The 25,754-nt window shown below is 72.1% G+C and carries 23 protein-coding genes and 1 pseudogene; 4 read left to right on the top strand and 20 right to left on the bottom strand.

Annotated elements, in window-relative coordinates; translation table 11 throughout:
• Positions 1 to 77 precede the first annotated feature (77 nt).
• Together ACF07B_RS12165 and ACF07B_RS12160 are read left to right on the top strand one after the other, a co-directional pair.
• Positions 78 to 902, top strand: a complete 825-nt coding sequence (locus ACF07B_RS12165; protein ID WP_392178881.1) for a hypothetical protein — start codon at positions 78 to 80, stop codon at positions 900 to 902.
• A 186-nt stretch (positions 903 to 1,088) separates the two neighbouring features.
• Positions 1,089 to 2,663, top strand: coding sequence for an alpha/beta fold hydrolase (locus tag ACF07B_RS12160; RefSeq protein ID WP_392178880.1), 1,575 nt, complete (start codon positions 1,089 to 1,091; stop codon positions 2,661 to 2,663).
• Between the two features lie 48 nt (positions 2,664 to 2,711).
• Here ACF07B_RS12160 and ACF07B_RS12155 read toward each other — a convergent pair.
• From ACF07B_RS12155 to ACF07B_RS12090, 14 genes and pseudogenes are all read right to left on the bottom strand, one after another.
• Positions 2,712 to 2,966: pseudogene (locus ACF07B_RS12155) on the bottom strand (amino acid ABC transporter permease); the annotation flags it as partial.
• A 203-nt stretch (positions 2,967 to 3,169) separates the two neighbouring features.
• Positions 3,170 to 3,301 carry a hypothetical protein gene (locus ACF07B_RS12150; RefSeq protein WP_392178879.1) on the bottom strand — a complete coding sequence of 44 codons (132 nt, stop codon included), beginning with the start codon at positions 3,299 to 3,301 and terminating at the stop codon, positions 3,170 to 3,172.
• Positions 3,302 to 3,481: 180 nt separating this feature from the next.
• Entirely contained in the window at positions 3,482 to 3,922 is a 441-nt protein-coding gene (locus ACF07B_RS12145; protein WP_369482179.1) for a DUF6278 family protein, read from the bottom strand.
• 279 nt (positions 3,923 to 4,201) lie between these two features.
• Entirely contained in the window at positions 4,202 to 4,981 is a 780-nt protein-coding gene (locus ACF07B_RS12140; protein ID WP_369482181.1) for an exodeoxyribonuclease III, read from the bottom strand.
• 140 nt (positions 4,982 to 5,121) lie between these two features.
• Positions 5,122 to 5,757: an MBL fold metallo-hydrolase gene (locus tag ACF07B_RS12135; protein WP_392178878.1), complete on the bottom strand. Its 636-nt coding sequence runs from the start codon at positions 5,755 to 5,757 to the stop codon at positions 5,122 to 5,124.
• A gap of 59 nt (positions 5,758 to 5,816) precedes the next feature.
• Positions 5,817 to 7,112 (bottom strand): alpha/beta fold hydrolase, encoded by a 1,296-nt coding sequence (locus ACF07B_RS12130; protein WP_392178877.1) that lies wholly within the window; start codon positions 7,110 to 7,112, stop codon positions 5,817 to 5,819.
• Positions 7,113 to 7,600: 488 nt separating this feature from the next.
• A complete protein-coding gene (locus tag ACF07B_RS12125; RefSeq protein ID WP_392178876.1) occupies positions 7,601 to 10,036 on the bottom strand; it encodes an SWIM zinc finger family protein in 2,436 nt (811 codons plus the stop codon).
• Positions 10,037 to 10,062: 26 nt separating this feature from the next.
• On the bottom strand, positions 10,063 to 13,047 hold the full coding sequence (locus ACF07B_RS12120) for an SNF2-related protein (protein ID WP_392178875.1): 2,985 nt from the start codon (positions 13,045 to 13,047) through the stop codon (positions 10,063 to 10,065).
• Positions 13,048 to 13,196: 149 nt separating this feature from the next.
• Complete coding sequence (locus ACF07B_RS12115) at positions 13,197 to 13,778, bottom strand: sugar kinase (protein ID WP_369482189.1); 582 nt, start codon at positions 13,776 to 13,778, stop codon at positions 13,197 to 13,199.
• On the bottom strand, positions 13,775 to 14,962 hold the full coding sequence (locus ACF07B_RS12110) for an ROK family glucokinase (RefSeq protein WP_392178874.1): 1,188 nt from the start codon (positions 14,960 to 14,962) through the stop codon (positions 13,775 to 13,777). The genes ACF07B_RS12115 and ACF07B_RS12110 overlap by 4 nt, the downstream gene beginning before the upstream one ends.
• A gap of 128 nt (positions 14,963 to 15,090) precedes the next feature.
• Positions 15,091 to 15,897 carry an ATP-binding cassette domain-containing protein gene (locus tag ACF07B_RS12105; RefSeq protein ID WP_392178873.1) on the bottom strand — a complete coding sequence of 269 codons (807 nt, stop codon included), beginning with the start codon at positions 15,895 to 15,897 and terminating at the stop codon, positions 15,091 to 15,093.
• A gap of 14 nt (positions 15,898 to 15,911) precedes the next feature.
• Positions 15,912 to 16,967, bottom strand: coding sequence for an ABC transporter permease (locus tag ACF07B_RS12100; protein ID WP_392178872.1), 1,056 nt, complete (start codon positions 16,965 to 16,967; stop codon positions 15,912 to 15,914).
• On the bottom strand, positions 16,964 to 17,968 hold the full coding sequence (locus ACF07B_RS12095) for a sugar ABC transporter substrate-binding protein (RefSeq protein WP_392178871.1): 1,005 nt from the start codon (positions 17,966 to 17,968) through the stop codon (positions 16,964 to 16,966). The genes ACF07B_RS12100 and ACF07B_RS12095 overlap by 4 nt, the downstream gene beginning before the upstream one ends.
• Before the next feature lie 206 nt (positions 17,969 to 18,174).
• Positions 18,175 to 18,912, bottom strand: coding sequence for a GntR family transcriptional regulator (locus ACF07B_RS12090; RefSeq protein WP_369482240.1), 738 nt, complete (start codon positions 18,910 to 18,912; stop codon positions 18,175 to 18,177).
• A gap of 128 nt (positions 18,913 to 19,040) precedes the next feature.
• Between ACF07B_RS12090 and ACF07B_RS12085 the strand changes: the two genes are divergently transcribed.
• Entirely contained in the window at positions 19,041 to 20,054 is a 1,014-nt protein-coding gene (locus tag ACF07B_RS12085) for a Gfo/Idh/MocA family oxidoreductase (RefSeq protein ID WP_369482199.1), read from the top strand.
• 162 nt (positions 20,055 to 20,216) lie between these two features.
• On the opposite strand, the gene ACF07B_RS12080 is transcribed toward ACF07B_RS12085, so the two are convergent.
• The 4 genes from ACF07B_RS12080 to ACF07B_RS12065 form a co-directional block, all read right to left on the bottom strand.
• Complete coding sequence (locus tag ACF07B_RS12080) at positions 20,217 to 20,720, bottom strand: hypothetical protein (protein WP_369482201.1); 504 nt, start codon at positions 20,718 to 20,720, stop codon at positions 20,217 to 20,219.
• 31 nt (positions 20,721 to 20,751) lie between these two features.
• The gene (locus ACF07B_RS12075) at positions 20,752 to 21,927 is read right to left on the bottom strand and encodes a cytochrome P450 (protein WP_392178870.1); all 1,176 of its coding nucleotides are present in this window, start codon (positions 21,925 to 21,927) and stop codon (positions 20,752 to 20,754) included.
• A 43-nt stretch (positions 21,928 to 21,970) separates the two neighbouring features.
• The gene (locus ACF07B_RS12070) at positions 21,971 to 22,642 is read right to left on the bottom strand and encodes a response regulator (protein ID WP_392178869.1); all 672 of its coding nucleotides are present in this window, start codon (positions 22,640 to 22,642) and stop codon (positions 21,971 to 21,973) included.
• A gap of 116 nt (positions 22,643 to 22,758) precedes the next feature.
• Entirely contained in the window at positions 22,759 to 24,033 is a 1,275-nt protein-coding gene (locus ACF07B_RS12065; RefSeq protein ID WP_392178868.1) for a histidine kinase, read from the bottom strand.
• Between the two features lie 178 nt (positions 24,034 to 24,211).
• Between ACF07B_RS12065 and ACF07B_RS12060 the strand changes: the two genes are divergently transcribed.
• Entirely contained in the window at positions 24,212 to 24,418 is a 207-nt protein-coding gene (locus ACF07B_RS12060; RefSeq protein ID WP_392178867.1) for a hypothetical protein, read from the top strand.
• Positions 24,419 to 24,446: 28 nt separating this feature from the next.
• On the opposite strand, the gene ACF07B_RS12055 is transcribed toward ACF07B_RS12060, so the two are convergent.
• A complete protein-coding gene (locus tag ACF07B_RS12055; RefSeq protein ID WP_392178866.1) occupies positions 24,447 to 24,839 on the bottom strand; it encodes a ribonuclease domain-containing protein in 393 nt (130 codons plus the stop codon).
• 234 nt (positions 24,840 to 25,073) lie between these two features.
• Complete coding sequence (locus ACF07B_RS12050) at positions 25,074 to 25,682, bottom strand: dihydrofolate reductase family protein (protein WP_392178865.1); 609 nt, start codon at positions 25,680 to 25,682, stop codon at positions 25,074 to 25,076.
• Positions 25,683 to 25,754: the final 72 nt, after the last annotated feature.

Genomic DNA, 25,754 nt, shown 5'->3' with positions numbered 1-25,754 from the left:
CGCAGCGTAACTTCACCACGGTGACCACGTCAGGCCCCCTCGAACACGGTTCCGTGGGCCCGCTAGCATGCGCGCACATGAATGACGACGTGCGCAACATCGTCCTCGGCGTCCTGGCCGCAGGCCTCAGTGCCTCGCTCGGCTGGCTCGCCCGCACCTACCTGTGGAAGCGCAAGCTCCGCCGCAAGCAGGCCTTCTTCGGGCTGCCCGACAACTCCGAGTCGCTGCTCGTGGTGAACCGCGAGGCGGGCGGTACCGAGCTCACGGTGATGCGTCACGACGTGTTCGCGCTTCTCGAACTGTCCGCCCTGATCAAGGACTGTGGCGCGCACGCCCAGGTGATCGCGCACGACGCGACCCAGCAGGGCTTCGGCGAACGCACGGAGTTCTGCGTGGGCGGACCGGCGTCCAACCGGCGCATGGCCGCGCATCTGCAGTCCCTGCTGCCCGGCGTGCAGGTCAACGTCGACTCCGGCCGGGGACCCGACCGGGGCGCCTTCCAGATCGGCAGCGAGCGCTACCGCCTGGAGTCGGGCCAGGCCGAGTACGTGATCCTCGCCCGGCTCACCGCGGGCCAGAGCCGTGAGGTGAGACCGGTCTTCCTCTTCTGCGGCCAGCGCGCGATCACCAACCAGGCCGCGAGCCGCTATCTCGCCCGCAACCACGCCCGCCTCGCCCGCAAGCACGGCGGCAGCAGCTTCGTCCTGCTCCTGAAGGTCGTGAACTCCCAGGCCTACGGCCCCGATGTCGTCGAGGTCGTCGCGGACGTCACCCGCACCGCCCAGGCTCCGCTGCCGACTCCGCCGGCACTGGACCCGGCGCCGGACCCGGCGTCCGACCCCGACCAGGACGGGGAGGCCTCGCCGAGGCCCGCCACACCTCGGGCGCGCCGGCGTACGTGACGCCCGGTCCGCAGGCACGGGCGCTTTCCGGCCGTTCCCGGCGGCACACTCCGCCGACGTTTGAACGGTTGGAAATGAACACTTCAACAATCGTTACTCGCACGTAACTTACCGACGGGTTACTTCGAGTAAACCGTCGCGGTTACCGTCGGGTCACCTTGCACTGACCAAGTGAGGAGTGACCCGTTGGGAAACGGTCGCAACCCCCTGCGCACGTCCGCCGTCGGCGCCCTCTCCGCGACGCTGATCGCGGCCGCCGGCCTCGGCCTCGCACCCGCCGCCCAGGCCGCCGACAGCTCGGGCGGTGTCCGCTTCGTCGACATCTCCGGCGACGGCGGTACCACCCTCAAGGCCAATGTCGTCACCCCCGCGGGAGCGGACGGCACCCGCGCGTATCCGCTCATCGTCCTGCCCACGAGCTGGGGCCTGCCGCAGGTCGAGTACCTCGCACAGGCCCAGAAGCTGGCGAACTCCGGCTATGTGGTCGTCAGTTACAACGTCCGCGGCTTCTGGCAGTCGGGGGGCGAGATCGACGTCGCAGGACCCCGCGACACCGCCGACGTGTCCAGGGTGATCGACTGGGCGCTCGCCAACACCCCCGCCGACGCGCGGAAGGTGGGCGTGGCGGGCGTCTCGTACGGCGCCGGGATCAGCCTGCTGGCCGCGGCGCACGACAAGCGCATCAAGGCGGTCGCCGCCCTGAGCGGCTGGGCGGATCTGACCACGTCGATCTACTCCGGCCGTACCGAACACGTCCAGGCCGCCGCGCTGCTGGACGGCGTCGGGCACATCGTGGGCCGGCCCAGCGCCGAGACCCAGCAGGTGTTCAAGGACTTCTTCGGCTCGAATCTGTCGAAGGAGCAGGATCTGATCGCCTGGGGGAAGAAACGTTCTCCCGAGACGCACGTCGACCAACTGGACAAGAACGGCGCCGCCGTCTTCCTGGCCAACACCTGGGGCGACACGATCTTCTCGGCCAACCAGTACGCCAAGTTCTACGAGGAGCTGACCGGGCCCAAGCGGCTGGAGTTCCGCCCCGGCGACCACGCCACCGCCGAGATCACCGGCCTGCTCGGACTCCCCAACGACGTGTGGACCGACACCGGCCGCTGGTTCGACCACTATCTGGCCGGCAAGGACAACGGCATCGACCGCGAACAGCCGGTGCAGCTCAAGTCCCGCTCCACGGGCGGCTACGAGGGCTACCCGGACTGGAAGTCGGTCGGCGCGGCCTCGCGGAAGATCGCCCTCAAGGGCACCACCAGGATCCACACGAACGTCGACTCGGGCGCGGACGGCGGGGTCATCTTCCTGTCCAGCATCCTCGACCAGCTCACCCGGATCCCGCCGATGGCCTCGATCCCGCTGCTGCCCCGCTACTGGACCGCGGTGTGGCAGTCGGAGAAGTCCACGAGCGTCCAGCGCGTCCGAGGCACCGTCAAACTCCACACCACGGTCACCGGCACCAAGGAGAGCGGCACGTTCATCGCCTATCTCTACGACGTGGGCCCGCTCGGCGTCGGCAAGCTGGTCAGCAACGCGCCGTACACCTTCCACGGGCGGACGCCCGGTGAGCCGTTCGGCGTGGACCTGGACCTGTTCTCCACGGCCTACGACGTCCCGGCCGGGCATCGTCTGGCGGTGGTCGTCGACACGGTCGACCCGCTGTACATCGAGCACAACCCGTCCGGCGCGCAGCTGACCTTCTCCTCGCCGGAGCACGACCCGTCCTACGTGTCGGTACCCCTGCGCGAGCAGTGATCCCCGGCTGGCGCCGGTCGGGCCTGGCCCTGTGAGCTGCTGCTCCCCCTACCGTGTCGGGGCGGTGGGGGGAACCCCACCCGGCAGCAGCGTCCCTGGTTCGGCCGGAGCCACGTCCACGGCCTCGGTCTCGGGACTGTGCCGCTTCCGCCCGTACGCCCGTGGGGCGGACCGGCACAGCGGCACACACATCCCGATGCGGATCGGCTGGCTCACCGTCACCACGGGGATGAACGGCAAATCGTAGTCGAGGATCGCCGCGATCAGCTTCCCGGGCCCGAGGAAGTCCTCGCGGGTGCGCAGCGCGGTCCTCTGCCGCGTGCCCGTCGCCGACGGGATCGGCGCCGGCGCACATCGGCGGCAACTCCCGCACGGTGGCGCCCGGCGCATCCCTCTCGGACGGCACGCGATCAGCGTACGGCGGCGCCGCCCTGTGCCCGGCGGCGAGGCGCTCGGGCTCGCGCGCCCCCGAGGGGTTGGCGGGTTCGGGTACGGATTCCCTTGCCTCACCCGGCAGTCGAGGATCTTTCCGACGGGCCGGTGATCACGACCACCCCTCCCTTGCCGAAGGCGAGGTCGTCGTCCTGCGGAACATGCGGCTCCCCGAAGTGCGTGGTGACGTCGAACAGGTCGATCAAGGGATCGACGGCCCTTCCGGAGCAGCCCGCGGTCGGCCGTGCCGGTCACCGCAAACTATCGACGCAAATCGCCACTTAACGGACGACACGCGTGTCGGGCCATTAGCCGTATTTGAGGCTGGATGAAGAACGGATCACGACACCGCGGGCGATCGCCGGGACACCCACGGAACCCTCGGGTCAGGCTTCCGTGGCCTCGGCGTACATCTGGGACAGCTCGGGGACACCCTGCACGGCCCAGTCCAGGCCGGCCTCGACGACCGGGATCTCACGGCCCGAGGGGAGCAGGACGGCCGGACTGCCGCCGGGCCAGACGTGCCAGGAGGCGCCCGGCACCGTGCGGACCACGACGGTGCCCAGATAGAGGCCGGCGTCGTTCCCCAGCCAGGGCAGCGCCTCGGGGTCGTCGCGCCACAACGGCAGAAGCTGGTCGAGGGCCACCAACGAGTCCGGGGTGTCGTCCAGTTCGAGACCGACGGCCGCGGCCTGGGAACGGAGCAGTTCGCACTCCGAGAACAGCTCGGCCACACCCACCGGGTCGTCCTCGAAGGCCTTGGCGAGGGGCCGGTCCCGCCGCACCGGCTGCCGTTTGAGCAGCTTGTCCAAGAAGGGGATGTTCATGACCGGCCTCTCCGTGGGGTGCGATCGTCGAAGCTCCGTGTTCCCGGTATGTGAACAAAATGTAGCTCGCGGCATTTCATCACGGAATAGGGCGAATCGTGACAACCGGAGGAACACGCCTCGGGTACCCACCGGTTTCCCGAGTCGTCCATGGAGAAGGATGCCCGCTATCGCGGGGCCGAACGCCTGTGCCGGGCGGACGGCTGCCGGTGCCGCGACGGACGGCTCCCACCCGCCACGGCACAGGGGGCCGCCCAGAACTCCAGCCGGGCGGGTGTCCTAGACGTCCAGGTCCACCACGACCGGCGCGTGGTCCGAGGCGCCCTTGCCCTTGCGCTCCTCGCGGTCGACGTAGGCGTCCTTGACCGCCGTCGAGAACGCCTCGTTGCCGTAGACGAGGTCGATGCGCATACCGCGGTTCTTCGGGAAGCAGAGCTGGCGGTAGTCCCAGTACGTGTACGGGTGGTCGTACTTGAGGGGGCGCGGGACCACGTCCGTCAGGCCCTCCTCGCGCAGCGCCGCGAGCGCGGCCCGCTCGGCCGGGGTGACATGGGTCAGCCCCTCGAACGCGGCCACGTCGTAGACGTCGTCGTCCGTGGGCGCCACGTTGTAGTCGCCCAGCACCGCGAACGGGCGGCCGCCCGCCGCGTCGCCCGCCACGGCCGCTCTCAGGGCCTCGAACCACTGGAGCTTGTACGCGTAGTGAGCGTGGTCCACCTCGCGGCCGTTCGGCACGTACACCGACCAGACGCGGACCGGCCCGCAGGTCGCCGAGACGGCCCGGGGTTCCTCCGCGCCCTCGTACACGGGACCGGCGGGCAGGCCCCTGACCACGTCCTCCAGGCCGACTCGGGAGATCACCGCCACGCCGTTCCACCGTCCCGTGGCGTGCACGGCCGCCTCGTACCCCAGCTCGCGCAGCTGTTCGGCCGGGAACTGCTCGGCGGCGACCTTGGCCTCCTGGAGGCACAGCACGTCCGTGCCACTGCTCTCCAGCCAGGCCAGCAGCCTCGGGAGACGGGCGGTGATCGAGTTCACGTTCCAGGTGGCGATGCGCATGCCTCACAACCTACCGGGCGGGTACGACAACGGGTCCGACGAGGACACTCCGTGCCGTCCGTTCACGATCGGGACGGCACGGGGAGGCACGGGACCGGACGGCTCGACACGGGTTCGGGACGGGGTGGGGCGCCGTCGGCTCAGACCTCCACCGACGCTCCCGGCGTGAGCCGCAGATGCTCGGAGCCGCCGAGGGCGCCGATCTGGCGGTCGTAGATCGGCCGGGCCAGGTCCGTGAGCAGGGCGTCGTGGATGTCGTACGCACGCTGCGGCTTGACCTCGCGGACGTACTCGATGACCTCGGAGATCTTGTTCCACGGGGCCATCACGGGGAGCATCAGCGTCTCGACCGGCCGGTCGGGGACGGTCAGGGCGTCCCCGGGGTGGAAGACGCGGCCGCCGTCGACGAGATAGCCGACGTTGGTGATGCGCGGGATGTCCGGATGGATCACCGCGTGCAGTTCGCCGTGCACCTGGACGTCGAAACCGGCGGCGGTGAAGCTGTCGCCGTGGCCGACGGTGTGCACCCGGCCGGGGAAGGCGGCGGAGACCTTCTCCGCCACCGACCGCAGCGTCCAGATCTCGGCCGCCGGGTTGGCCTCCATGGCCGCGCGGAGCCGCTCCTCGTCGAAGTGGTCGGGGTGCTCGTGCGTGACGAGGAGGACGTCCGCGCCCAGGGCCGCGTCCTCCTCGCTGAAACCCCCGGGATCGATGACGAGCGTCCGCCCGTCCTTCTCGAGACGGACGCAGGCGTGCGACTTCTTCGTGAGCTTCATGGGTCCATCCTGCCCCCGCGCGAGCCCGGAGGCCCGGCCCTGTGGACAGCTCCGTCGGCTCACTCCTGGGGGGTCGTCTCCTCATGGATGACCTTCTGGGCCACCCGGAAGGCTCTGTTCGCCGCCGGCACGCCGCAGTAGACGGCCGCCTGGAGCAGCACCTCCTTGATCTCCACCGGGGTGAGACCGTTGCGCAGGGCGGCACGGGTGTGGACGGCCAGGTCGTCGAGATGGCCGCCCGCGACCAGAGCGGTCAGCGTCACGCAGCTGCGCGAACGCCGGTCGAGTCCGGGCCGGTCCCAGATCTCGCCCCACGCGTACCGGGTGACGAACTCCTGGAAGTCCCCGGAGAACTCGTCCGCCGAGGCCAGCACCCCGTCCACGTGCGCGTCCCCCAGCACCTCGCGGCGCACCTTGATCCCGATGTCGTAGGGATCCTGCCGCCCCATGGTCTCGGGCACGACGGGGGCCGGGGCGATCTCGGCGAAGGGCGCGACCGGTGGCGGGGCCACCTGCACGGGGTAGGCCGGCGCGGCCGGGACCGCCATCTGCCCGGTGGACGAGTCGAAGGCGGGCAGCCAGGCGCTGGAGAAGTGCCGTACGAGCAGATCCGTGACGGCGGCGGGCTGCTCCACGGGAACCAGGTGCGAGGCACCGGGCACGACCGCGAGGCGGGCGTCCGGTATTCCGGCGACCAGTGTGCGCGCCTCCGCGGGCCCGGTGACCTGGTCGTCGGAGCCGGCCAGGACGAGGGTGGGAACGCCCACCATGCCCAGTTCGCCCCGCACGTCGAAGGCGGCGAGCGCCTCGCAGGCCGCGATGTAGCAGCCGGGGTCGGTGGTGCGCACCATCTGCACGGCCCACTCGGTGATCGCGGGCTGGGCCGCCGCGAAACCGCTCGTGAACCAGCGTTCGGGCGAGGTGCGGGCGATCGGGTCCAGGCCGTTCGACCTCACGACCACCCCACGCTGACGGAACTCGTCGGCCGTACCGAAACGGGGCGAGGCGGCGATCAGCGCGAGGGAGGCCACCCGCTCGGGGCGGCGCAGCGCCAGTTCGAGCCCGATGGCCCCGCCGAACGCGCAGCCCGCGTACCCGAAATGCTGGATGCCGAGCCGGTCGAGCGTGGCCAGCAGCCGTCCGGCGAGTTCGGCCACCGATCCGGCCGGATACGCGGGCGCTCCGCCGTGTCCCGGCAGGTCGAACCGGAAGATCCGCCAACTCTTCGCGAGCTCCGGGACCTGCCTGTCCCACATGTGCCAGGTGGTGCCGAGCGAGGGTCCAAGTATGAGGACCGGAGCGTCTTCCGGGCCATCGAGGCGGTACTGAAGGGCAGGGGTCTTCGTCTCACTCACCGCCCCACGCTAGCTTCCGGGCCCGTTCGGACGGAAATGGGGGCCGTTCGTCCACGGTGCCCCCACCGGGCCGCCACATGTGTACACACCATGGCAGGACCACCGCCGACGGGCCCGCCGGACCGGAAAGAAGCCGGAAAGAGGCCGGACCGGACCGAACTGGATCACAAAGGAACGGATCGACCCCGGAAAGGAACGGCCCGGGACGGCCGGGAACGACCGGCAAACGGCTGACGACGGCGGGGAACGAACCCCGGGAAACGGCTCGGCACGCACAGAAACGACGCGGAACGGACCTGTGCGGGACCGGGGCCGACATCCGAGCCGGGGCCGGTGGCCGAGCCGGGGCCGGTGGCCGAGCCGGGGCCGGTGGCCGAGCCGGGGCCGGTGGCCGAGCCGAGGCGGGGCGGGGCGGCCGAGCCGGCCCGTACCGGAGCGGGACTGGGGCCGGTTCCGGAGTTCTTCCGGGCCGGGGAATGTCGTGTGGGTCAGAGCTCGCCCGGTGCGCCGAGGCCCGTCAGGGCGCCGACCGGGTCGAGGTCCGGGGTGCCGCGGGGCCACCAGTCGTCCTGGCCCGGATCGGACTCGTAGGCGTACCACAGGCCGTTGCGGCCGAGGCGGAGCTGGGCGTGGCCACGCGGGTGGGTGAGGTGGTTGCGCCAGGGGCGGAAGGCCGGGAAGTCGGCGGCCATGAGCAGCGGCCGGGCCCGGTCGAACCGGCCCGCCGGGGGGTCCCAGGGTTCTTCGAGGACGGCGAGCGCGTCGAATCCGCCCTGCCGCCAGGCCGCGACCGCCCGTGCCAGATCGAGCGGCGTGCGGCCGGTCGCCGAGGCGAGTGAGGAGTAGAGGGCGCGGGTGGCGGCGGTGAGCCCCGACCCGGGGCGGGCCGCCGCGATGCGCACCGCGTCCTGCCAGAGGGTCAGGTCCGCGACCGGATCGCGGCCCGAGGTGAGCAGCGCGTACGCGCGAGCGGCCGCGTCCGTGGCGAGCTGGTCCAGCGCGAAGGCGTCCGGGCCGCCCGGTACGCCCGGGTAGGCCGGCGGCTGCTCCGGATGCGCGGGCGGTGGCAGCGGAGCGGGCAGGGGCGGCAGCACGCGCCGCGCGAGGACGTCACGGGCGCGGACGCCGGCCGGTTGCTCCGGTTCCCGCTCCTGGGCCGCGCGGGCGGCGCGGGTGGCGTTGCGCCGGGACAGCGCGTCGAGCAGTTCGCGCTCGCCGCGGCCGCGCAACAGGAACAGGACGAACGGGTCCTGGTCCAGCAGCCGCGCCGTCTGGTAGCAGAGCGCGGCCGCGTGCTTGCAGGGGTGGCCGAAGTCGGGGCAGCTGCAGTGCGGTTCGAGCTCGCCGGGCCCGGGGAGCAGTTCGACACCGCAGTCCGCGAGCGACTTGGGCATCTCCTTGTCGAGCAGCGCCGCGATGTGTCCGGGCCGCTCGGCGGCGGCGTCGAGGAAGCGGTCCCAGTCGCCGTCGGTCAGCGTCCGCACCCTGACCTGGACGCGGTACGGCCGCGGCCGGCTCCCGTGCACATAGGCGAGCACCAGACCCGGGGTGACGGTGACGGCGTCGACGTGGCCGTGCCCGGCGTACGTCCGCCCGCGCGCCAGCCGTGCCGCGTCGAGCGCCCCTTCCTCCAGCGCCGTGACCCACGCGTTGCCCCACCATGTCTCCGCGAAGCCGCCGCCCTCTTCCCGGCCCCGCGCGGGAAAGGCGGGGAAGGTCCGGCGCAACTCACCGTCACGGCCCGGGGATGCCATGGAGCGAGGGCTCCGCTCGGCGGGGACGACCGGCTCCGGGTGCCGCCCCCCGGTGCTCGACGAGGCGAAGAACTCGGTGGAGGTCTCCGGGGTGAAGGGCTCGGGGGCCGCGACCTCGGCCGTGAAGGGATCGAGATCGGGAGAGTCGCCGGTGACGGGCCCGGTGGCCGCCCGCGCCGCGCTCCCGGACACGGGGTACGCGGGACGCGCGGCGTCCGCGGGCCGCTCGGGACGCGCGGCGTCGCCGGGGTGTACAGGGTGCGCGATCCGCCCGGAGTCCCGGTCGCGCGTCGTCTCGCCCGTGCCGTCGGCGGGGTGGGACGGCTGCCCGGGCCCGGCGGGGTCCGACGGCTGCTCGCCGGTGTCGGCGGTGACGTCCGGGGGCAGCCGGAAGGCGTTCGCGAGCAGATCGCGAAGGTCCCGCTCCTGGGACGCCCGTTCCCCGGAGTCGGAGTGCGCGGGATGCCGCCGCCCCCGCGCACCGGCGCGGGAGGTCCCGTCCGGCCGACGCCTCGGGCCGACTCCCTTGCCACCGGACTCCGTCGTCCGCTCTCCGCCGCCGTCCGTCCCCTCGGACCGAAGCCGCCTCGCCTCGTCCCGCGCGGCACGCAGCGCCTCGCGCGCGATGTCACCGGGGCGGGCGTCTCCCTGGGGCCGCGCGCCGGAACGACCGGTCGTGACGGGCTCCCCGGACGCCGGGGGCTCTGTCGGTGTCCCGTCGAGGTCCTGCCCCGAGCCGGCCTCCGCGGCGTCCTCGGACACCGGAAGCGCCGCGTCGCTCGCCGTCGCCCTGCGCAGCGCCTCACGGGCCGCGTCGCCCGGCCTCGCCCCCGGAGCGGACGCCCTCGGGGGAACCCCGGGCGCCTCGGCCGCGGCGGCCGGCGTGGGTGGCGCAGACGGCGCAGACGGCACCGGCAGATCGGAGGGCGTGGACGACACGGACGCCGTGCCCGCCGCCGCCTCACGCCCACCACCACCACCGGCACCGGCACCCGCACCCGCACCCGCACCCGCACCCGCGTGATCGTGGGCCTCCGCGGCCAGCCGTGCGGCGCGCAATGCCCGACGGGCCTCGTCGGCGGGGCGGTCTCCGGTGACGGGACGGGGCAGACCCGGGCCGGCGCCCTCGGCCGGTTCGCCGGTCTCGGCCTCGGTCTCGGTCTCGGGCACGCGGGGCTCCTCTGCCTCGGTCCCGCTCATGACGCCCTCCGGAGCGAGACGAGGTCCGACAGCTCGCGGTCGGTGAGCTCCGTCAGGGACGCCTCGCCGGAGCCGAGGATCGCGTCGGCGAGGGCCCGCTTCGCTTCGAGCATCTCGGCGATCCGGTCCTCGACCGTGCCCTCGGTGATGAGCCGGTGCACCTGGACGGGCTGGGTCTGGCCGATGCGGTAGGCGCGGTCGGTGGCCTGCTCCTCGACGGCGGGGTTCCACCAGCGGTCGAAGTGGACGACGTGGCCGGCGCGGGTGAGGTTCAGACCGGTGCCGGCGGCCTTGAGCGACAGCACCAGGACGGGGGTCGCCCCGCTCTGGAAGCGGTCCACCATGTGTTCGCGCTCCGCGACCGGCGTACCGCCGTGCAGGAGCTCGACCGGGACGGCGCGGGCGGTCAGATGGGCCGTGATGAGGCGGGCCATGCCGACGTACTGGGTGAAGACGATCGCCGAACCGTCCTCGGCGAGCAGGGTGTCCAACAGCTCGTCGAGCAGGGCCAGTTTGCCCGAACGGGAGGTGGTCCCCTGGGCGGCCGCCCCTGCGTCCTCCTTCAGGAACAGGGCCGGGTGGTCGCAGATCTGTTTGAGGGAGGTCAGCAGCTTGAGGACCAGTCCCCGGCGGGCGATGCCGTCGGTCGTCTCGATCGCCAGCATGGATTCGCGGACCACCGCCTCGTAGAGGGAGGCCTGTTCGCGGGTGAGCGGGACGGGGTGGTCCGTCTCCGTCTTCGGCGGGAGTTCGGGGACGATTCCGGGGTCGGACTTCTTGCGGCGGAGCAGGAACGGACGGATCAGCCGGGCCAGCCGGGCCACGGCCTCCTCGTCCTCGCCGTTCTCCACGGCGCGCGCGTGCCGGGCGCGGAAGGACTTGAGGGGGCCGAGCAGACCCGGGGTCGTCCAGTCCAGCAGAGCCCACAGTTCGGAGAGGTTGTTCTCCACGGGTGTGCCGGTGAGCGCGACGCGCGCGGGGGCCGGGATGGTCCGCAGGGCCTTCGCCGTCGCCGAGTACGGGTTCTTGACGTGCTGTGCCTCGTCCGCGACGACCATGCCCCAGCGCTGCTCGGCGAGGTGGGCGGCGGCCGAACGCATCGTGCCGTACGTGGTCAGGACGAAGCCGCCGTCGAGACCGTCCAGGGTGCGGTCGGGGCCGTGGAACCGGCGCACGGGGACGCCGGGCGCGAAACGGGTGATCTCCCGCTGCCAGTTGCCGAGGAGCGAGGCGGGGCAGATGACCAGCGTCGGTTCGCTGCGGGCCCGCTTCAGGTGGAGCGCGATGAGGGTGACGGTCTTGCCGAGTCCCATGTCGTCGGCGAGGCAGCCGCCGAGGCCGAGGGAGGTCATGAGGTCCAGCCAGGCGAGCCCGCGGAGTTGGTAGTCCCGCAGGCGGGCGTCCAGGCCGGGCGGGGGCTCGACGGGGGTCACGCCCGCCGTGAGGCGGTCGCGCAGGGTGGCGAGGGCCCCGACCGGCACCGCCTCGACGGTCTCCCCGTCGACCTCCGCGGTTCCGGTGAGCGCGGCGGACAGGGCGTCCACCGGGTCGAGCAGGCCCAGTTCGCGCTTGCGGGCCTTGCGGACGAGGGCGGGGTCGACCAGGACCCACTGATCGCGCAGCCGGACGACCGGCCGGTGGGACTCGGCCAGCGCGTCCATCTCCGCCTCACTGAGCGGATCTCCGCCGAGGGCCAACTGCCAGCGGAACTGAAGGAGTTCCTCGCTCTCGAAGAAACCGGTCCCGTCGGTCGCCGAACCCGGCGCGGGACGCACCACCGCGGCGGCGCTCAGGTCGTGCGCCAGGTCCCGGGGCCAGTGCACGGCGACACCGGCGGCGCCGAGCCGGGTCGCCACGACCCCGAGCAGGTCCGACAGCTCTTCCTCGGAGAGGGCGAGCACATCGGGCACGTCCTGTTCGGACAGCCGGTCGAGGGGTGGCCAGACCCGGGCGGCGCGACGGACGGCGAGGGCGGCGTCGACGCGGGCGCGGGGGCCGAACACCGTGTCGGCGTCCCCCGCCCACAGGCCGGCCGCGTCGACGACGAGGGTGGGGTCGGCGAGGCTGTGCACCTGGACGACGGCGGCGCCCGCGCGCCGCGCTCCCTCGCCGTCGTCGAAGAGCTGGTGGGCGGAGAGGTCCAGGCGCAGCGAGATCCGCACGCCCGCGTCCATGCCGGCGGCGACCTCGGCGGCCCAGTCGTGGGCGCCGGTGAGCCGCTGCGGCTCGCGGGCCGCGAAGGGTTTGCCGCAGGTGTAGGGCGCGGCGGGGGTGCGGGGCAGGGTGTCGGCGACCGCGTCCAGGAAGGACCGCACCAGGGCTTCCGGTTCGGGCAGCCGGACCGGTCCCCTGCCGGGCAGCGGGACGGCGTGTCCCTCGTACGGAAGGGCCCCGGCGACCGACCGCAGGTGGGCGATGTCGTCCGGGTCCAGGGGACCCGCGCGCCAGGCGTCGAAGCCGTCGGGGGTGAGCCCCGGCAGCAGGCGTCCGCGGGCGACGAGGCGCAGCGCGTGCAGCGCGGCGGCGCCCCAGCACACGGTGGCGGGATGGGCCCCGGGGTCACGCCGCGCCCCGGCGAGCACGGGCAGGGCTTCGCCCAGGGGGAGGATCAGCGCGGGGACGGTGCTCCTGCGGACGCCCTGGCCGTGCGGCCGTACGACCGTCAGTCCGGTGTGCTCGCGTGCGGGCGCCGGTGTGCCGGGCGACGTCGCTCCGTCGGGGTGCTCCCCCGGCCGGGGGCCGTCCCCGTCGTCCTCGGCGGGCAGGGCTTCGCCCCGCGGGTCCCAGAACGCGACGCGGCCTTCGCGGGGCAGCGGCGCGGGCAGGAAGACGGCGGCGAGCCGTGGGGAGGGCGGCTGGTCGTCCGGCGGCCGCGTGAGGTCCCGCGTCCGGGGATCCGCCGTGGAGGCGGAGCGTGCCCATGCCGAAGGCGCGCCCGCGGAAGTCACCCGCGCGGTCACCACGTCCGCCGTGTCCCGCATACGCCCGGTCACCTCCCGCCCGTCGAATCAGTTGTCTTCGACTCTACGGGCGGGGTCTGACAATCGGCTCCCACGGCCGCGGCGGGCGGCGGTGGACCCGTCGGGTCCCGGTCCGAACCGCGCCGAACCGAGGGGATCGTGCGGATGGGCTACGGGATCGTGCGCGAGACGATGTACACCATGGGGTGGTCCGTCCGGGAGCCGTTCACGACGATGTCCTGGGTGGGTGCGGGGTCCTTCTGCTTGTGCACGAGTCCCCACCAGGGGCCGGGGCCCGTGAACTCCCATCCGACGACCTTCTGATTGCGGTCGCTGATGGTGATGTGGTCCTTCACCAGGGCGGAACGGCTCGTGCCGATGCCCTTGAGGAACCCGTCGAGACCGGCCTGGGTGGTGCCGAACTGGACGTACAGCCGGCTGGTCTTCCAGTTGTTCGTCTCGTAGTACGCGACGTCGGTCGATTTGCCGGGGATCGGCACCTGGTAGAGGCGGCGCTGGACGCGCGAGGGCCAGCCCGAGGTGAGGCCGGTCGCCGAGTACTTCGCCTCCTTGTCCTTGCCGCTGTTGCGGCTCTGGTCGGCGGAGATCACCAGGTAGCCGGCCGGTACGCCGATGAGCAGCACGATGATCAGCAGGGTCAGCGCGCGGCGCCGGAACCTGTGGCGCGGGTCCTCGGGCGGTCGCCGCGGCTCGTCCGGGGACGTCGCCTGACGAGGCAGGGAGGCGGTCACCGCGACTCCTGCTGCGTCGTGCGGCGGGTCTCGGTGTACCGCTCGTACCGCTCGTAGCGCTCCACACGGCGCCGCTTGGCGCGCCGGAACCGGCGGGCGACGAGCCGCGCGAGGTCGGCGGCCCCGACCATGCCGGCCTCGGGGCCGAGCTGGGCGCGCGCGATCCGCGCCTCGGGGCGGTAGCCGCGGCCCGTGAGGTGCCGGCGGAAGGCGTCGCGGGCGGGTCCGATCAGCAGGTCGTCGGCCGCGCTCACACCGCCGCCGATGACGAAGCAGGAGGGGTCCAGGGCGGCGGCCAGGTTGGCGATGCCGACGCCGAGCCACTGACCGATGTCCTGGAGGAGTTCGACGCACATGGCGTCGCCGTCGCGGGCCAGCTCGGTGATCATCGGGCCGGTGATGTCCCCGATGTTGCCCTTGACGTGCTCGATGATCCCGAAGGCCACCGGGGAGTCGGCGGCGGCGAGTTCGCGGGCCTCGCGGACGAGTGCGTTGCCGGAGCTGTACTGCTCCCAGCAGCCGCGGTTGCCGCACGGGCAGCGGTGGCCGCCGGGCACGACCTGCATGTGGCCGAACTCTCCGGCGACTCCGAACTTGCCGCGCTTGACCTGGCCGTCCTCCAGGATCGCGCCGCCGATGCCGGTGCCGAGCGTGATCATCACGAGGTGGTCCTCGCCGCGCCCGGCGCCGAAGCGCCACTCGGCCCAGGCGGCGGCGTTGGCGTCGTTGTCGACCAGCACGGGCACCGCGAGCCGCCCGGCGAGGCGGTCGCGCAGCGGCTCGTTGCGCCAGGACAGATGGGGGGCGAACAGGACGCGGTTGCGTTCGGCGTCCACCCAGCCGGCCGCCCCGATGCCGACGGCGTGCACGTCGTGCCGGTCGGAGAGGTCCAGCACCAGCTCGACGATGGTGTCCTCGACGACCTTGGGGCTCTTGGACTTGTCCGGCGTCTCGGCGCGGACCTTCTCCAGGATGGTGCCGTCGGCGTCCACCACACCCGCCATCACCTTCGTGCCACCGATGTCGATGCCGACGGTGGGGACACGGGGTGCCGTCAGATGGGAACGGCGCTCGCGTGTGCCCACGGTCCGCAGGACGGTGGCCCGCGCGGAGCCGATGGGGGTGCCCCCCGCGCGAGCGGAGCCGAGAGCTCGGGGCAGCGCGAGGTCGCGGTAGGTGCTCATCGCGCCGATTCTGCCCTACGCCGTACCGGGGCCGCACCGTGGAAGCTCCGTGACACATGTGACGCCTGGGCCGTATGTGGCCTGTTCCGGCCGGTCCACGAGGCCGTCCGGGTCACGGTCCCGCGCCCTCACAGGGCACGGTTCTCCAGCTCGTGCCGCAGGTCGTCCAGCTCGCTTCCGCCCGCCATCTGGCGCGTCAGCTCGTCCAGCGTGATCCCGTCCCGGGCGTAGTTGCCCGACATGGTGCCGCGCTTCAGCAGGACGAAACGATCACCCACGAGATAGGCGTGATGCGGATTATGGGTGATGAACACGACACCCAGTCCGGCGTCCCTTGCGGCGGCCACATATTTGAGGACCACACCGGACTGCTTCACGCCGAGGGCGGCGGTGGGCTCGTCGAGCACGAGGACCTTGGCGCCGAAATGGACGGCGCGGGCGATCGCCACGCACTGGCGCTCACCTCCGGAGAGGGTGCCGATCGGCTGGTCGACGTCGCGCAGGTCGATGCCCATCCGCAGGAGTTCCGCGTGGGTCGTGCGCCGCATGTGCTCGACGTCGAGGTGCTTGAACGGGCCGAAGCCCTTGCGGGGCTCGGAGCCCAGGAAGAAGTTCCGCCAGACCGGCATCAGCGGGACGACGGCGAGGTCCTGGTAGACGGTGGCGATACCGCGGTCCAGGGCCTGACGCGGGGACGACAGCCGGGTCTCCTCGCCCTCGACGCGCAGGGTGCCCCCGTCGTGCTGGTGCCGACCCGCGATGATCTTGATGAGGGTGGACTTGCCCGCGCCGTTGTCGCCGAGCACACAGGTGATCTCGCCCGCGTGGACCTCCAGCGAGACACCTTCGAGGGCGCGGATGTTGCCGTAGTACTTGCTGACGCTGTCGAGCTCGACGAGCGCCGGGCGCTCCACGGCGGCGGCTTCCCCGGTCATGTCGCTCTCCGTCGTCACTTCGTCGCCTCCGCGCGCTTGCGGACCCAGTGGTTGAGCAGGGTCGCGAGGAGCAGCATCACGCCCAGGAAGAACTTGAACCAGTCCGGGTTCCATTCGGCGAAGACGATGCCCTTGCTGACCATTCCGAAGATCAGCGCGCCCACGGCGGCGCCGATCGCGGAGCCGTAGCCGCCGGTGATCAGACATCCGCCGATGACGGCCGCGATGATGTAGATCAGTTCGTTGCCGACGCCCTCGCCGGACTGAACGACGTCGAACGAGAACAGCAGGTGCTGGCCGGAGATCCAGGCGCCGAGGGCGACGCCCATATAGAGGCCGATCTTGGTCTTGTCGACGGGGACGCCGACCGCGCGGGCCGCCTCCTCACCGCCGCCGACGGCGTAGATCCAGTTGCCGACGCGGGTGCGCAGCAGGATCCAGGTGGCCACGGCGACCAGGGCCAGCCACCACAGGATGGTGATCTTGAAGTCGACGCCGCCGATGGTGACCGTCGAGGCGAAGACGTCCTTCGCGGAGGAGAAGCCCTCCATGTCGGAGATCGACTTGGTGGAGACCGTGCCGCTGATCAGCTTGGTGAAGCCGAGGTTCATACCGGTCAGCATCAGGAAGGTGCCGAGCGTGATGATGAAGCTCGGCGGGTCGGTACGGGTCAGCATGACGCCGTTGAAGACGCCGATCGCGAGGGTGGCGAAGAGCGAGACGACCACGCCGACCCAGACGTTCGCCGTCATCTGGTAGCTGAACATCGACGAGATGAGCGCGGAGCTGGTCACCATGACGCCCGCGGAGAGGTCGAACTCGCCGCCGATCATCAGCAGCGCGACCGGGACGGCCATGATGCCGATGGTCGACGCCGCGTACAGGACGGTGCTGAGGCTCGCGGCCCGTACGAAACTGTCCGCGAAGACCGCGAAGAAGAGGAAGACCGCGACGGCGCCGACCACGGAGCCCAGCTCGGGGCGGCTCAGCAGCTTGCGCAGCGGCGAGGTCTTCAGGAGCCGCTCGTCGGTCTTCGGGCCGGGCGCCGGCGCGGGTGCCGTGGCGGTCATCGGGTCCCCCGGTCCGCGTAGCGCTCCAGCTCGGCGGCCTGGCCCTTGGTGATGATCTGCGGCCCGGTCAGGACGGGCTTGCCGCCGCCGAGGACGTCGGCGTTGTACCTGTAGAGCCAGAGCAGGTCCACGGCCTCGTAGCCCTGGAGCCAGGGCTGCTGGTCGACGGCGAAACCGAGGGTGCCGTTCTTGAGCTCGGCGGCGACCTTGGCGTTCAGGTCGAAGGTGTCGATCTCGGCCTTGCTGCCCGCGTCCTGCCTGGCCTTGACCGCGGTGTCCGCGAAGGGCGCGCCGAGCGTGACGACCGAGTCGATCGACGTGTCGGCCTGGAGCTTGGCGCCGATGGAGGACTGCACGTCGGGCATGTTGGTGCCGGTGACGTAGAGGTTCTCCACGGTCCCGTCGAACGTCTTCTTCATGCCCGCGCAGCGCTGCTCGTGCCCGACGTTGCCCTGCTCGTGCAGGACGCACAGGGCCTTCTTGCGGCCCCGCTTGTTCAGCTCGTCACCGACGGCCTCGCCGGCGATCGTCTCGTCCTGGCCGATGTGGGTGAGCGCGCCGAAGGCCTTGGACTCCGCGGAGCCGGAGTTCACCGTGATCACCGGGATGCCGGCCTTGTGGGCACGCGCGACGGCGGCCTTCATGGCGTCCGGCTTGGCCAGCGTGACGATGATGCCGTCGACCTTCTTGTCGACGGCGGCGTCCACGAGCTGCGCCTGCTGTTGGGCCTCGTCGTCGTGCGAGTACAGGAAGTTGATGTTGTCCTTGACCGCCGCCTGCTCGGCGCCGTTCTGGACGATGTCCCAGAAGGTGTCGCCGTCACCCGAGTGGGTGATCATCGCGAAGGTCCACCGGGGCGTGTTCACCGCGGCCCTGCCCTGGGCCGCCGCCGCCTTGCGGGCATCCTCGGCCCGCTTCCCCCCGGTGCTGCTGCATCCCGCGAGGGACACTGTCAGCGCCCCCGCCAGCGCGATGCCCACCCAGGTCCGTGTCCGTGCCACGAGGCCGTGCCCTTCTTGCCGTGCTCTTGGTGTGCCGGGCCGTGAGGACCGGCCCGGGGGCCCTCCCGCGGGCCCTGGAGGACCGGTTTCGTACCGGCCCAAACGGCCAAGTATCGATCATTGGGATCATCCGCCCAAATCACGGTTCCCGCGCGGGGTGGGACGGGCCTCGACGAGGCTCGACGGCCGTACGGAGAACCGTCGGCTCAGGGGCGTACGAGGAGCTGGAACTCGAAGGAGTAGCGCGAGGCGCGGTAGATGTGGGAGCCGAACTCGACGGCGCGGCCGGTGTCGTCGAAGGTGGTGCGCTGCATGGTGAGCACGGGGGCCCCGGCGGGCTCGCCGAGCCGCTCGCCCTCGTCCGCGCTGGCCGCGCGGGCGCCGACGGACTGGCGGGCGCTGTGGAGGGTGATGCCGGCCCCGCGCATCAGCCGGTACAAACCGGTGGCCTCCATGCGGTCGCTGTCGAGCTCCAGCAGCGCGGGGGGCAGGAAGTTGCAGAGGTACGCCATCGGCTCGCCGTGCGCGAGACGCAGTCGTTCGACACGGTGGACCTCGCTGCCCTCGCTCACCCCGAGGGCGGCCGCGACCTCTGTGGACGCCGGTTCGACGGTGTTGAGGACCACCTGGGTCGCGGGGCGCTGGCCGGCCGACTCCAGGTCGTCGTAGAGGCTGCTGAGTTCCAGAGGGCGTTTGACCTGGCTGTGCACCACCTGGGTGCCGACGCCTCGGCGCCGGACGAGCAGTCCCTTGTCGACGAGGGACTGGATGGCCTGGCGCACCGTGGGACGGGACAGACCGAGCCGCGCGGCGAGCTCGATCTCGTTGCCGAGCAGGCTTCCCGGGGTCAGCGCCCCGTGTTCGATGGCGGCCTCGAGCTGCTGCGACAGCTGGAAGTACAGCGGGACCGGACTGGTGCGGTCGACGCTGAGCTGGAGCGACACGGTCGGATCCACAACTGGTTTGGCCACGGATCGAGCGTAGCTCCGGGAGATGTTGACGGGAAGTTGTGAAGTTCGATTGTCCGGACAAAGCATTGACAGCGTGACGGGTCGCCCCTCAGTTTGTTCCCATGCGCATCGGACTCATCGGAGCGGGCCGTATCGGTACATTTCATGCGGCCACTCTCAGCCGCCACCGTGAGGTCGGCGGCTCTCTCATCGTCACGGACGCGGACCCCGCACGGGCCCAGCGCCTGGCGGACCGGCTGGGCGCCACGGCGGCGCCCACCGTGAACGAGATCTTCACCTGGGGCGTGGACGCGGTGGTCATCACGGCCGCCACCTCGGCCCACGCCGAACTGATCGGCCGGGCGGCCCGCTCCGGGCTCCCGGTCTTCTGCGAGAAGCCCATAGCGCTCGATCTGGCGGGGACGCTCGCCGCGCTCGCCGAGGTGGATGCCGCCGGAACGGTTCTGCAGATGGGGTTCCAGCGCCGCTTCGACGTGGGCTACACGGCCGCCCGCGAAGCGGTGCGCTCGGGCCGGCTCGGCCGGCTGCACACCGTACGGTCGATGACGTCGGACCAGTCGCCGCCCCCGGCCGAATACCTCCCGCTCTCCGGCGGGCTCTACCGCGACTGCCTGATCCACGACTTCGACATGCTGCGCTGGGTCAGCGGCCGTGAGGTCGTCCAGGTGTACGCGACCGGCTCCGACGCCGGGCCCTCGATGTTCCGCGAGGCGAACGACATCGACACCGGGGCGGCCGTCCTCACCTTCGACGACGGCATGCTCGCGACGGCGACGGCCACCCGCATGAACGGCGCGGGCTACGACGTCCGCATGGAGCTCTCCGGCGAGCTGGACCAGATCGCCGTCGGCCTGGACGACCGTACGCCGATCGCCTCGACCGAACCGGCCGGACCGCCGCCCGCGGACAAACCGTGGACGGGCTTCCTGGAACGCTTCGGCCCCGCCTACGAGGCGGAGCTCGCCGCGTTCGTGGAGGTGGTCCGCGGCGAGCGCGCCAACCCCTGCGACGGCCGCGAGGCACTGGAGGCGCTGCGCATCGCCGAGGCCTGCGAGCTGTCCCGGCGCGAGCGCCGCCCGGTCTCACCGGCGGAGATCCCGGGCGGCAGGCTCTGAGACAGGGCCCGCACCACGCCCCCACCGAACCGCTCACCCCGCGCGACCGTCCCCGCCTGGCCCTCCCCGCTCGGCCGCGGACCCGCTCGTCACGGGCCGCTGCCGGCCGGGGAGCAGCGGGGTGGCCGGCTCATCCGAGTTTCGCCACGGGCAGTGGGTGCGTCAGGATCGGCCGCTGAGGAGCCGGACCGCCGGGGTCTCCCGGTCGACCCCGAGCAGTGCGTCGCAGTGCTTGCACGTCAGACGGTACGGCCGCACCAGGTTGGTCTGGACGCTGCCGGTCCCCGACTCGTTCGCCTCCGGGCAGTGATAGGCGAGGTGCAGCCGGACCCAGGGGTGGCTGGTGGGCGCGGAGGCCTTCCGGTCGTCCCGGGTGTCGGTGAACGGCGCCCACCAGAAGTCGACCAGGGCGCGGACCGCGAGCCGCTCCCGGCCGCTCGTCGTGTCGAACCCGGCGATCCTGCCCGCGGTGTGGTGGCCCGGGAATCCACTGCGGCTGCCGGAGCACCGGGCCTGCTCGGCGCCGCGCTCGAACACCGTGGTCCGCCCGGTCCGCTCACAGATGAAGCAGTCGAGGCTGAACTCCAGCCGTGAGCGCCAGTAGAGCTGGTGGCGGGTGTTCTCCAGGCCGGTCAGCTCCGCGGTGATCTCCGCCGTACGCAGCACGGGCAACGCTCCTCCCGCGGCACCGGGCCGCTCACCAGCGCACCGGCATACGGCGCACACCTCGCATCAGCATGCCGGGCAGCCAGCCGCTCGGCGGGCCGTCGAGCGCCAGGTCCGGACACCGCTCCAGCAGGGAGCGAAGAGCCACGTGGGCTTCGAGCCGGGCCAGCGGCGCGCCCAGACAGTAGTGGATGCCGTGGCCGAAGGCGAGATGGCCGCGGGGCTCGCGCCGGAGGTCGAAGCGGTCGGGCTCCGGATAGCGCGCCGCGTCACGGTCGGCCGCGGTGAGACCGATCATCACCTCCTCCCCCGCCGCGATGGCCGTGCCGCCGATGTCGAGCGGCTCGGCGGCATAGCGGAAGGTCGCGTTCTCCACCGGGCCGTCATGGCGCAGAGTCTCTTCGACGGTGCCGTCGAGGAGCGTCATGTCGGCCCGCAGGGCGGCGAGTTGACCGGGATGACCGAGCAGCGCCCGGACGGTGCCGGAGATCAGGTTGACCGTCGTCTCGTGCCCGGCCACGAGGAGCAGGAACGCCATACCGCGCAACTCCCGCGCGGAGAGCCGGTCACCGTCCTCGGCGGTGGTGCGGATGAGTCCGCTGAGCAGGTCGTCCGTGGGACCCGCGCACCGCTTGTCCTCGATCAGGTCGCCCAGATAGGCGGCCAGTTGGACGAAGGCCTTGTGCTCGGTCTCGGCACTGGTGGGAGCCACCGTCTCCGTGGACAGCGCGCGGAAGGCGGCCCGGTCCGGTTCGGGCACCCCGAGCAGCTCGCAGATGACGGTCAGCGGCAGCGGATAGGCGAAGGACTCGACGAGGTCGGCCCGCCCGCGCGGAAGCATCGCGTCGAGCAGCTCGTCGGTGATCTCCTGGATCCGCGGACGCAGTGCCGCGACCCGCCGGGCGGTGAACTCGCCCGCGATCAGCGTCCGGAGCCGGGTGTGCTGCGGCGGGTCGGCGAACAGCATGTGCTCGCCGATCAGTTCCTGACCGTAGAAGACGAACCCCGCCGAGTCCGCGTTCTTCGCCAGCCGCGGGTCGGCGAGCGCGACGCGCGCCTCCTCGTATCCGACGACGAGCCAGGTCTCATGGGTCTCGTCCGGCGGTGGCAGCCGCACCCGGTGCACCGGACCGAGCGCGCGTAACTCGGCGTAGACCGGATGCGGATCCTCGGTGAACCGCGTTCCGTACTCCCCCAGATCGATCACGACTCTCCCTCCCGTCACCCCGCTCAACGTGCGAGGTCCCTCGTCAGTGCCCGTCCTCCTCCAGCAGCCCGGCGTCGTACGCCAGCAACGCGATCTGCACACGGTTGTTGAGGCCGAGTTTGGCGAGGATGCGGGAGACGTGGGTCTTGACCGTGGCGACGCTCATGAACAGTCCCGCGGCGATCTCCGCGTTCGACCTGCCCCGGCCGACCTCGACGGCGACCTCGCGCTCACGCCCGTTCAGGACGGCGATCCGGGAACGAGCCCCGGACCTGCGGGTGTCGAGGGCGGAGGCCGCGGCGTGTTCCATCAACTGGCGGGTGACGGTGGGCGACAGCACCGGGTCTCCGGCCGCGACCCGGCGTACCGCCTCCAGGATCTGCGCGGGCGGTGTGTCCTTGAGGACGAACCCGGCGGCGCCCGCGCGCAGTGCGCGCAGCACCTGCTCGTCGGCGTGGAAGGTCGTCAGGACCACGACCTGGGGCGCCTTCTCCCGCCCGCGCAGCCGCTCGGTGGCGGTCAGTCCGTCGACACCGGGCATCCTGATGTCCATCAGCACGACGTCGGGCCGGGTGCGGTCGACGAGGCCCTCCACCTCACCGCCGTCGGCGGCCTCACCGACGATCTCGACATCCTCGGCGCCGCCCATCATGAGGGCCAGCCCCGCCCTCACCAACGGATCGTCATCCACAAGCACCAGCCGAATCGCCGTCATCCCCCCCACCCAACCAGGCCCAAGCCCTCTTCACCCCAACCCGACCCATCCCGACCCACCCTGGGGGCTCCGCCCCGGACCCCGCTCCTCAAACGCCGGCGCAGCGACACCGCGGGCTACGCCCCCCACGGCAACCACGCCCGGACCCGGAACCCCCCACCCCCCACCGCCCCGTGCTCAAGCCGCCCTCCCGCCAGCGTCGCCCGCTCCGTCAGCCCGATCAGTCCCTGCCCGGACCCCGGGACCTTCGGCACCGGACTCGGCGGCTCGGGGTTGGCGACAGTCACGGTCAGCCCGGAGCCGGCGGTGCCCCGTACCGTCACCGTGACCTCCGCACCCGGCGCGTGCTTGCGCGCGTTCGTCAGTCCCTCCTGGACGATGCGGTACGCGGTGCGGCCCACGGACGCGGGCACGGCGCCGGGGTCGACGACCCGGTTGTCGAGGACGACCTTCGCGCCGGCGGAGCGCGACTCGGCGACCAGCGCGTCGAGCGCCGCCAGCGTCGGCTGCGGCCGCCCCGCCTCGTCGGAGTCCCCGGCCCGCAGCACCCCGATGATCTCGCGCAGATCCTGAAGGGCCTCGTGCGCGCTCTCCCGGATCACCCCCGCGGCCCGGGCGACCTCCTCCCGTGGCGCGTCGGGCCGGAATTCCAGTGCTCCCGCATGCACGCTCAGCAGCGTGAGCCGGTGCGCGAGCACGTCGTGCATCTCGCGCGCGATCGCCTCGCGCGCGAGCCGCTGCGCCTGCTCGGCCCGCAGCGCCGCCTCGGTCTCGGCCCGCCGCGCGCGGTCCCGCAGACTCAGCATGAGCTGGCGCTTGGACCGGACGAACATGCCCCAGCCGACGACCGCGGTGGTGAGCAGGGCGCTGACGGCGAGAGCGGCGAGATACGGCAGCTCGGGGTCGGGCCGCAGCCAGAAGAACGCCGGGAGCAGCGCGAGCTGGACACCGGCGACCCAGGCCACGTACCGGAAGGGCCGGTGCACGGCGAGGGTGAAGAGGGTGACCAGTCCCGCGCCGCCCGCCGTGGTCGAGAGCAGGCCGACGGGGATCATGGCGACGGCCAGGCCCAGCGGCCAGCGCCTGCGCAGCCAGACCGCCGCGCAGGCGAGCACGCCGAGGAGCTGGTCGGCGACGGCGAGCCCGTGCGGGACGTGCGGGTCGTCGGTCAGGGTGTTCGCGGCCGCGAGGCCGATGGCGACGGCCAGCACGAAGCAGCCGAAGTCGACGACCCAGTCGCGCACGGTGCGCCGGGGCCGTCCGGAGGGTCCGGCGCGCTCGGCGTCGGGGTCCAGGTCCGCGGCCACCGCCGACGGCAGCAGCCAGCGCCGGGCGGCCAGGACCGGCGCTGGAACGTCACGCGGCTCGGGCGCGGGATTGTCACCACTCACGGTCGACAAATCTACGCAGCCCAACCCGCGGCCACCTCTCCATCAGCCCTGCCGGCGACCAAAGTCGGCACGCTTCAGACTTTCGTCCGGCGGGGGAACGGCACCCCGCGTCTTCGGTCGGACATGCCTCACCCCGCGGCCGATGCGCTTGGGGGGTCCGCGGGGTGAGGGTCGTCCCATGAAACAGGTGCTGGAGGTGCTCGGTGTCGTCGCCCTCGTTCAGGGCGTCCTCGGTCTGCTCCAGGAATTCACCGGCCGGCTGCACGGGTGGGGACTCGTGCGGCGGCTGGGTTTCCTCGACGGTCACGAGCTCTACGCGAGCGCCGCGCTGGTCGTCCTGGCTCTCGCGCTGTTCGCGGCCGCGCGGGGCCGGGCGCCCGGGTGAACGGGGATCAGGCGTCCGGCAGCGGGGCTCAGCAAGCGAAGTTGATCAGCTTGAACGTGACGTAGTGGTCCGCGGTGTAGTAGTCCTCCAGGGTCTTCCTGCCGGTCACGATGCGACGGGCACCCCGGGTCGAGGAGCCGGGCGTCTTGACCGTGTACTCGTGGTAGTAGCTGGCGGACTGGGCGGGCAGGACGCCCTCCCTGTTCTGGAAGACCGCCCCGTCCTGCGAGTACGGGAAGGGGCCTCCCGAGTCGATCAGGTCAAGCGTGTCGTACGCCTGGGACGGCAGCGCGCCGTAACAGATGCTGCCGACGGAGGCCGCCGCGGCGTCGGCCGGAGCCACGGCGGTACCACCGACGAACAGGGCGGACATGAGGGCCACGAGGGCGCCGATGCGGGTGGTTCGTGGGGGGAATCTCATGAATCCAGAATGACGCGCGTAGATGACATGTCAATGTCAAGCGTGTTGATTTCTTCGGTGGACTCCGCGGAATTTCCGGGGAGTTGACGTGTCGCACAGCGGCCGGCCGGCGGCCGCGAAGGCCGGCGGCCGCGAAGGCCGGCGGCCGACCGCCCTTGCCGCTGGTGCCGCTGGTGGCCGCCGGGTGCCGGCCGCCACCTCCAGCGGCCGGCTGCCGTACGCCCGCCGTTGCCTCTAGTAGCTGCCGTACGTCGGCCGGCCCTCGCGCTCGTACGTGTTGATCGCGACGCCGGCACCGGTGATCGTCCCTCCGGTGCGACGGAACGCGGTGGGGGCGGCGCCCTCGGCGAAGAGGCGGCGGCCCTCGCCGAGCACGACGGGGAAGGTCATCAGGTGCAGGGTGTCGATCAGACCGAGCGCGAGCAGGGACTGGGCGAGGACGGCGCTGCCGTGGATCTGGAGCTCGCCCTCGGTGCGCTCCTTGAGTGCGGTGACCTCTTTGCCGAGGTCACCGCTGATCACGGTCGTGCCCTCCCAGGCGGGCTCGGTGAGCGTCGAGGAGACGACGTACTTGGGCAGCCCGTTCAGCTTGGAGGCGATCGGGTCGGCCGGGTCGGTCATCTTCGGCCAGTAGCCCGCGAAGATCTCGTACGTACGCCTGCCCAGCAGGAACGCGTCGACGTGGGCGAAGTTGCCGACGACGAAGCTCCCGAAGTCGTCGTCGCCGAAGGGAACGCTCCAGCCTCCCTGGTCGAAGCCGCCGCTGCGGTCCTCCTCGGGACCGCCCGGCGCCTGGTGGACGCCGTCGATGCTGACGAACGCGGTGAGGGTGAGCTTGCCCATGACGGTGCCTGCTTCCTTGCGGTGGGGTCTGCTGCCATCAGGACAGACCCCACCGGCGCCCGCAACTCATCG

It is taken from the genome of Streptomyces sp. NPDC015532, assembly GCF_043078065.1.
GTDB lineage: Bacteria > Actinomycetota > Actinomycetes > Streptomycetales > Streptomycetaceae > Streptomyces.
Note: the sequence above shows the minus strand (reverse complement) of the source record. Positions and strands in the feature narration are given on the sequence as shown.

Coding starts and splice junctions, on each gene's coding strand:
- ACF07B_RS12070 (WP_392178869.1), bottom strand. CDS start 22,642: ATGACGGCGATTCGGCTGGTGCTTGTGGATGACGATCCGTTGGTGAGG.
- ACF07B_RS12145 (WP_369482179.1), bottom strand. CDS start 3,922: ATGAACATCCCCTTCTTGGACAAGCTGCTCAAACGGCAGCCGGTGCGG.
- ACF07B_RS12055 (WP_392178866.1), bottom strand. CDS start 24,839: ATGAGATTCCCCCCACGAACCACCCGCATCGGCGCCCTCGTGGCCCTC.
- ACF07B_RS12050 (WP_392178865.1), bottom strand. CDS start 25,682: ATGGGCAAGCTCACCCTCACCGCGTTCGTCAGCATCGACGGCGTCCAC.
- ACF07B_RS12165 (WP_392178881.1), top strand. CDS start 78: ATGAATGACGACGTGCGCAACATCGTCCTCGGCGTCCTGGCCGCAGGC.
- ACF07B_RS12105 (WP_392178873.1), bottom strand. CDS start 15,897: ATGACCGGGGAAGCCGCCGCCGTGGAGCGCCCGGCGCTCGTCGAGCTC.
- ACF07B_RS12100 (WP_392178872.1), bottom strand. CDS start 16,967: ATGACCGCCACGGCACCCGCGCCGGCGCCCGGCCCGAAGACCGACGAG.
- ACF07B_RS12120 (WP_392178875.1), bottom strand. CDS start 13,047: ATGCGGGACACGGCGGACGTGGTGACCGCGCGGGTGACTTCCGCGGGC.
- ACF07B_RS12110 (WP_392178874.1), bottom strand. CDS start 14,962: ATGAGCACCTACCGCGACCTCGCGCTGCCCCGAGCTCTCGGCTCCGCT.
- ACF07B_RS12085 (WP_369482199.1), top strand. CDS start 19,041: ATGCGCATCGGACTCATCGGAGCGGGCCGTATCGGTACATTTCATGCG.
- ACF07B_RS12135 (WP_392178878.1), bottom strand. CDS start 5,757: ATGAAGCTCACGAAGAAGTCGCACGCCTGCGTCCGTCTCGAGAAGGAC.
- ACF07B_RS12060 (WP_392178867.1), top strand. CDS start 24,212: ATGAAACAGGTGCTGGAGGTGCTCGGTGTCGTCGCCCTCGTTCAGGGC.
- ACF07B_RS12140 (WP_369482181.1), bottom strand. CDS start 4,981: ATGCGCATCGCCACCTGGAACGTGAACTCGATCACCGCCCGTCTCCCG.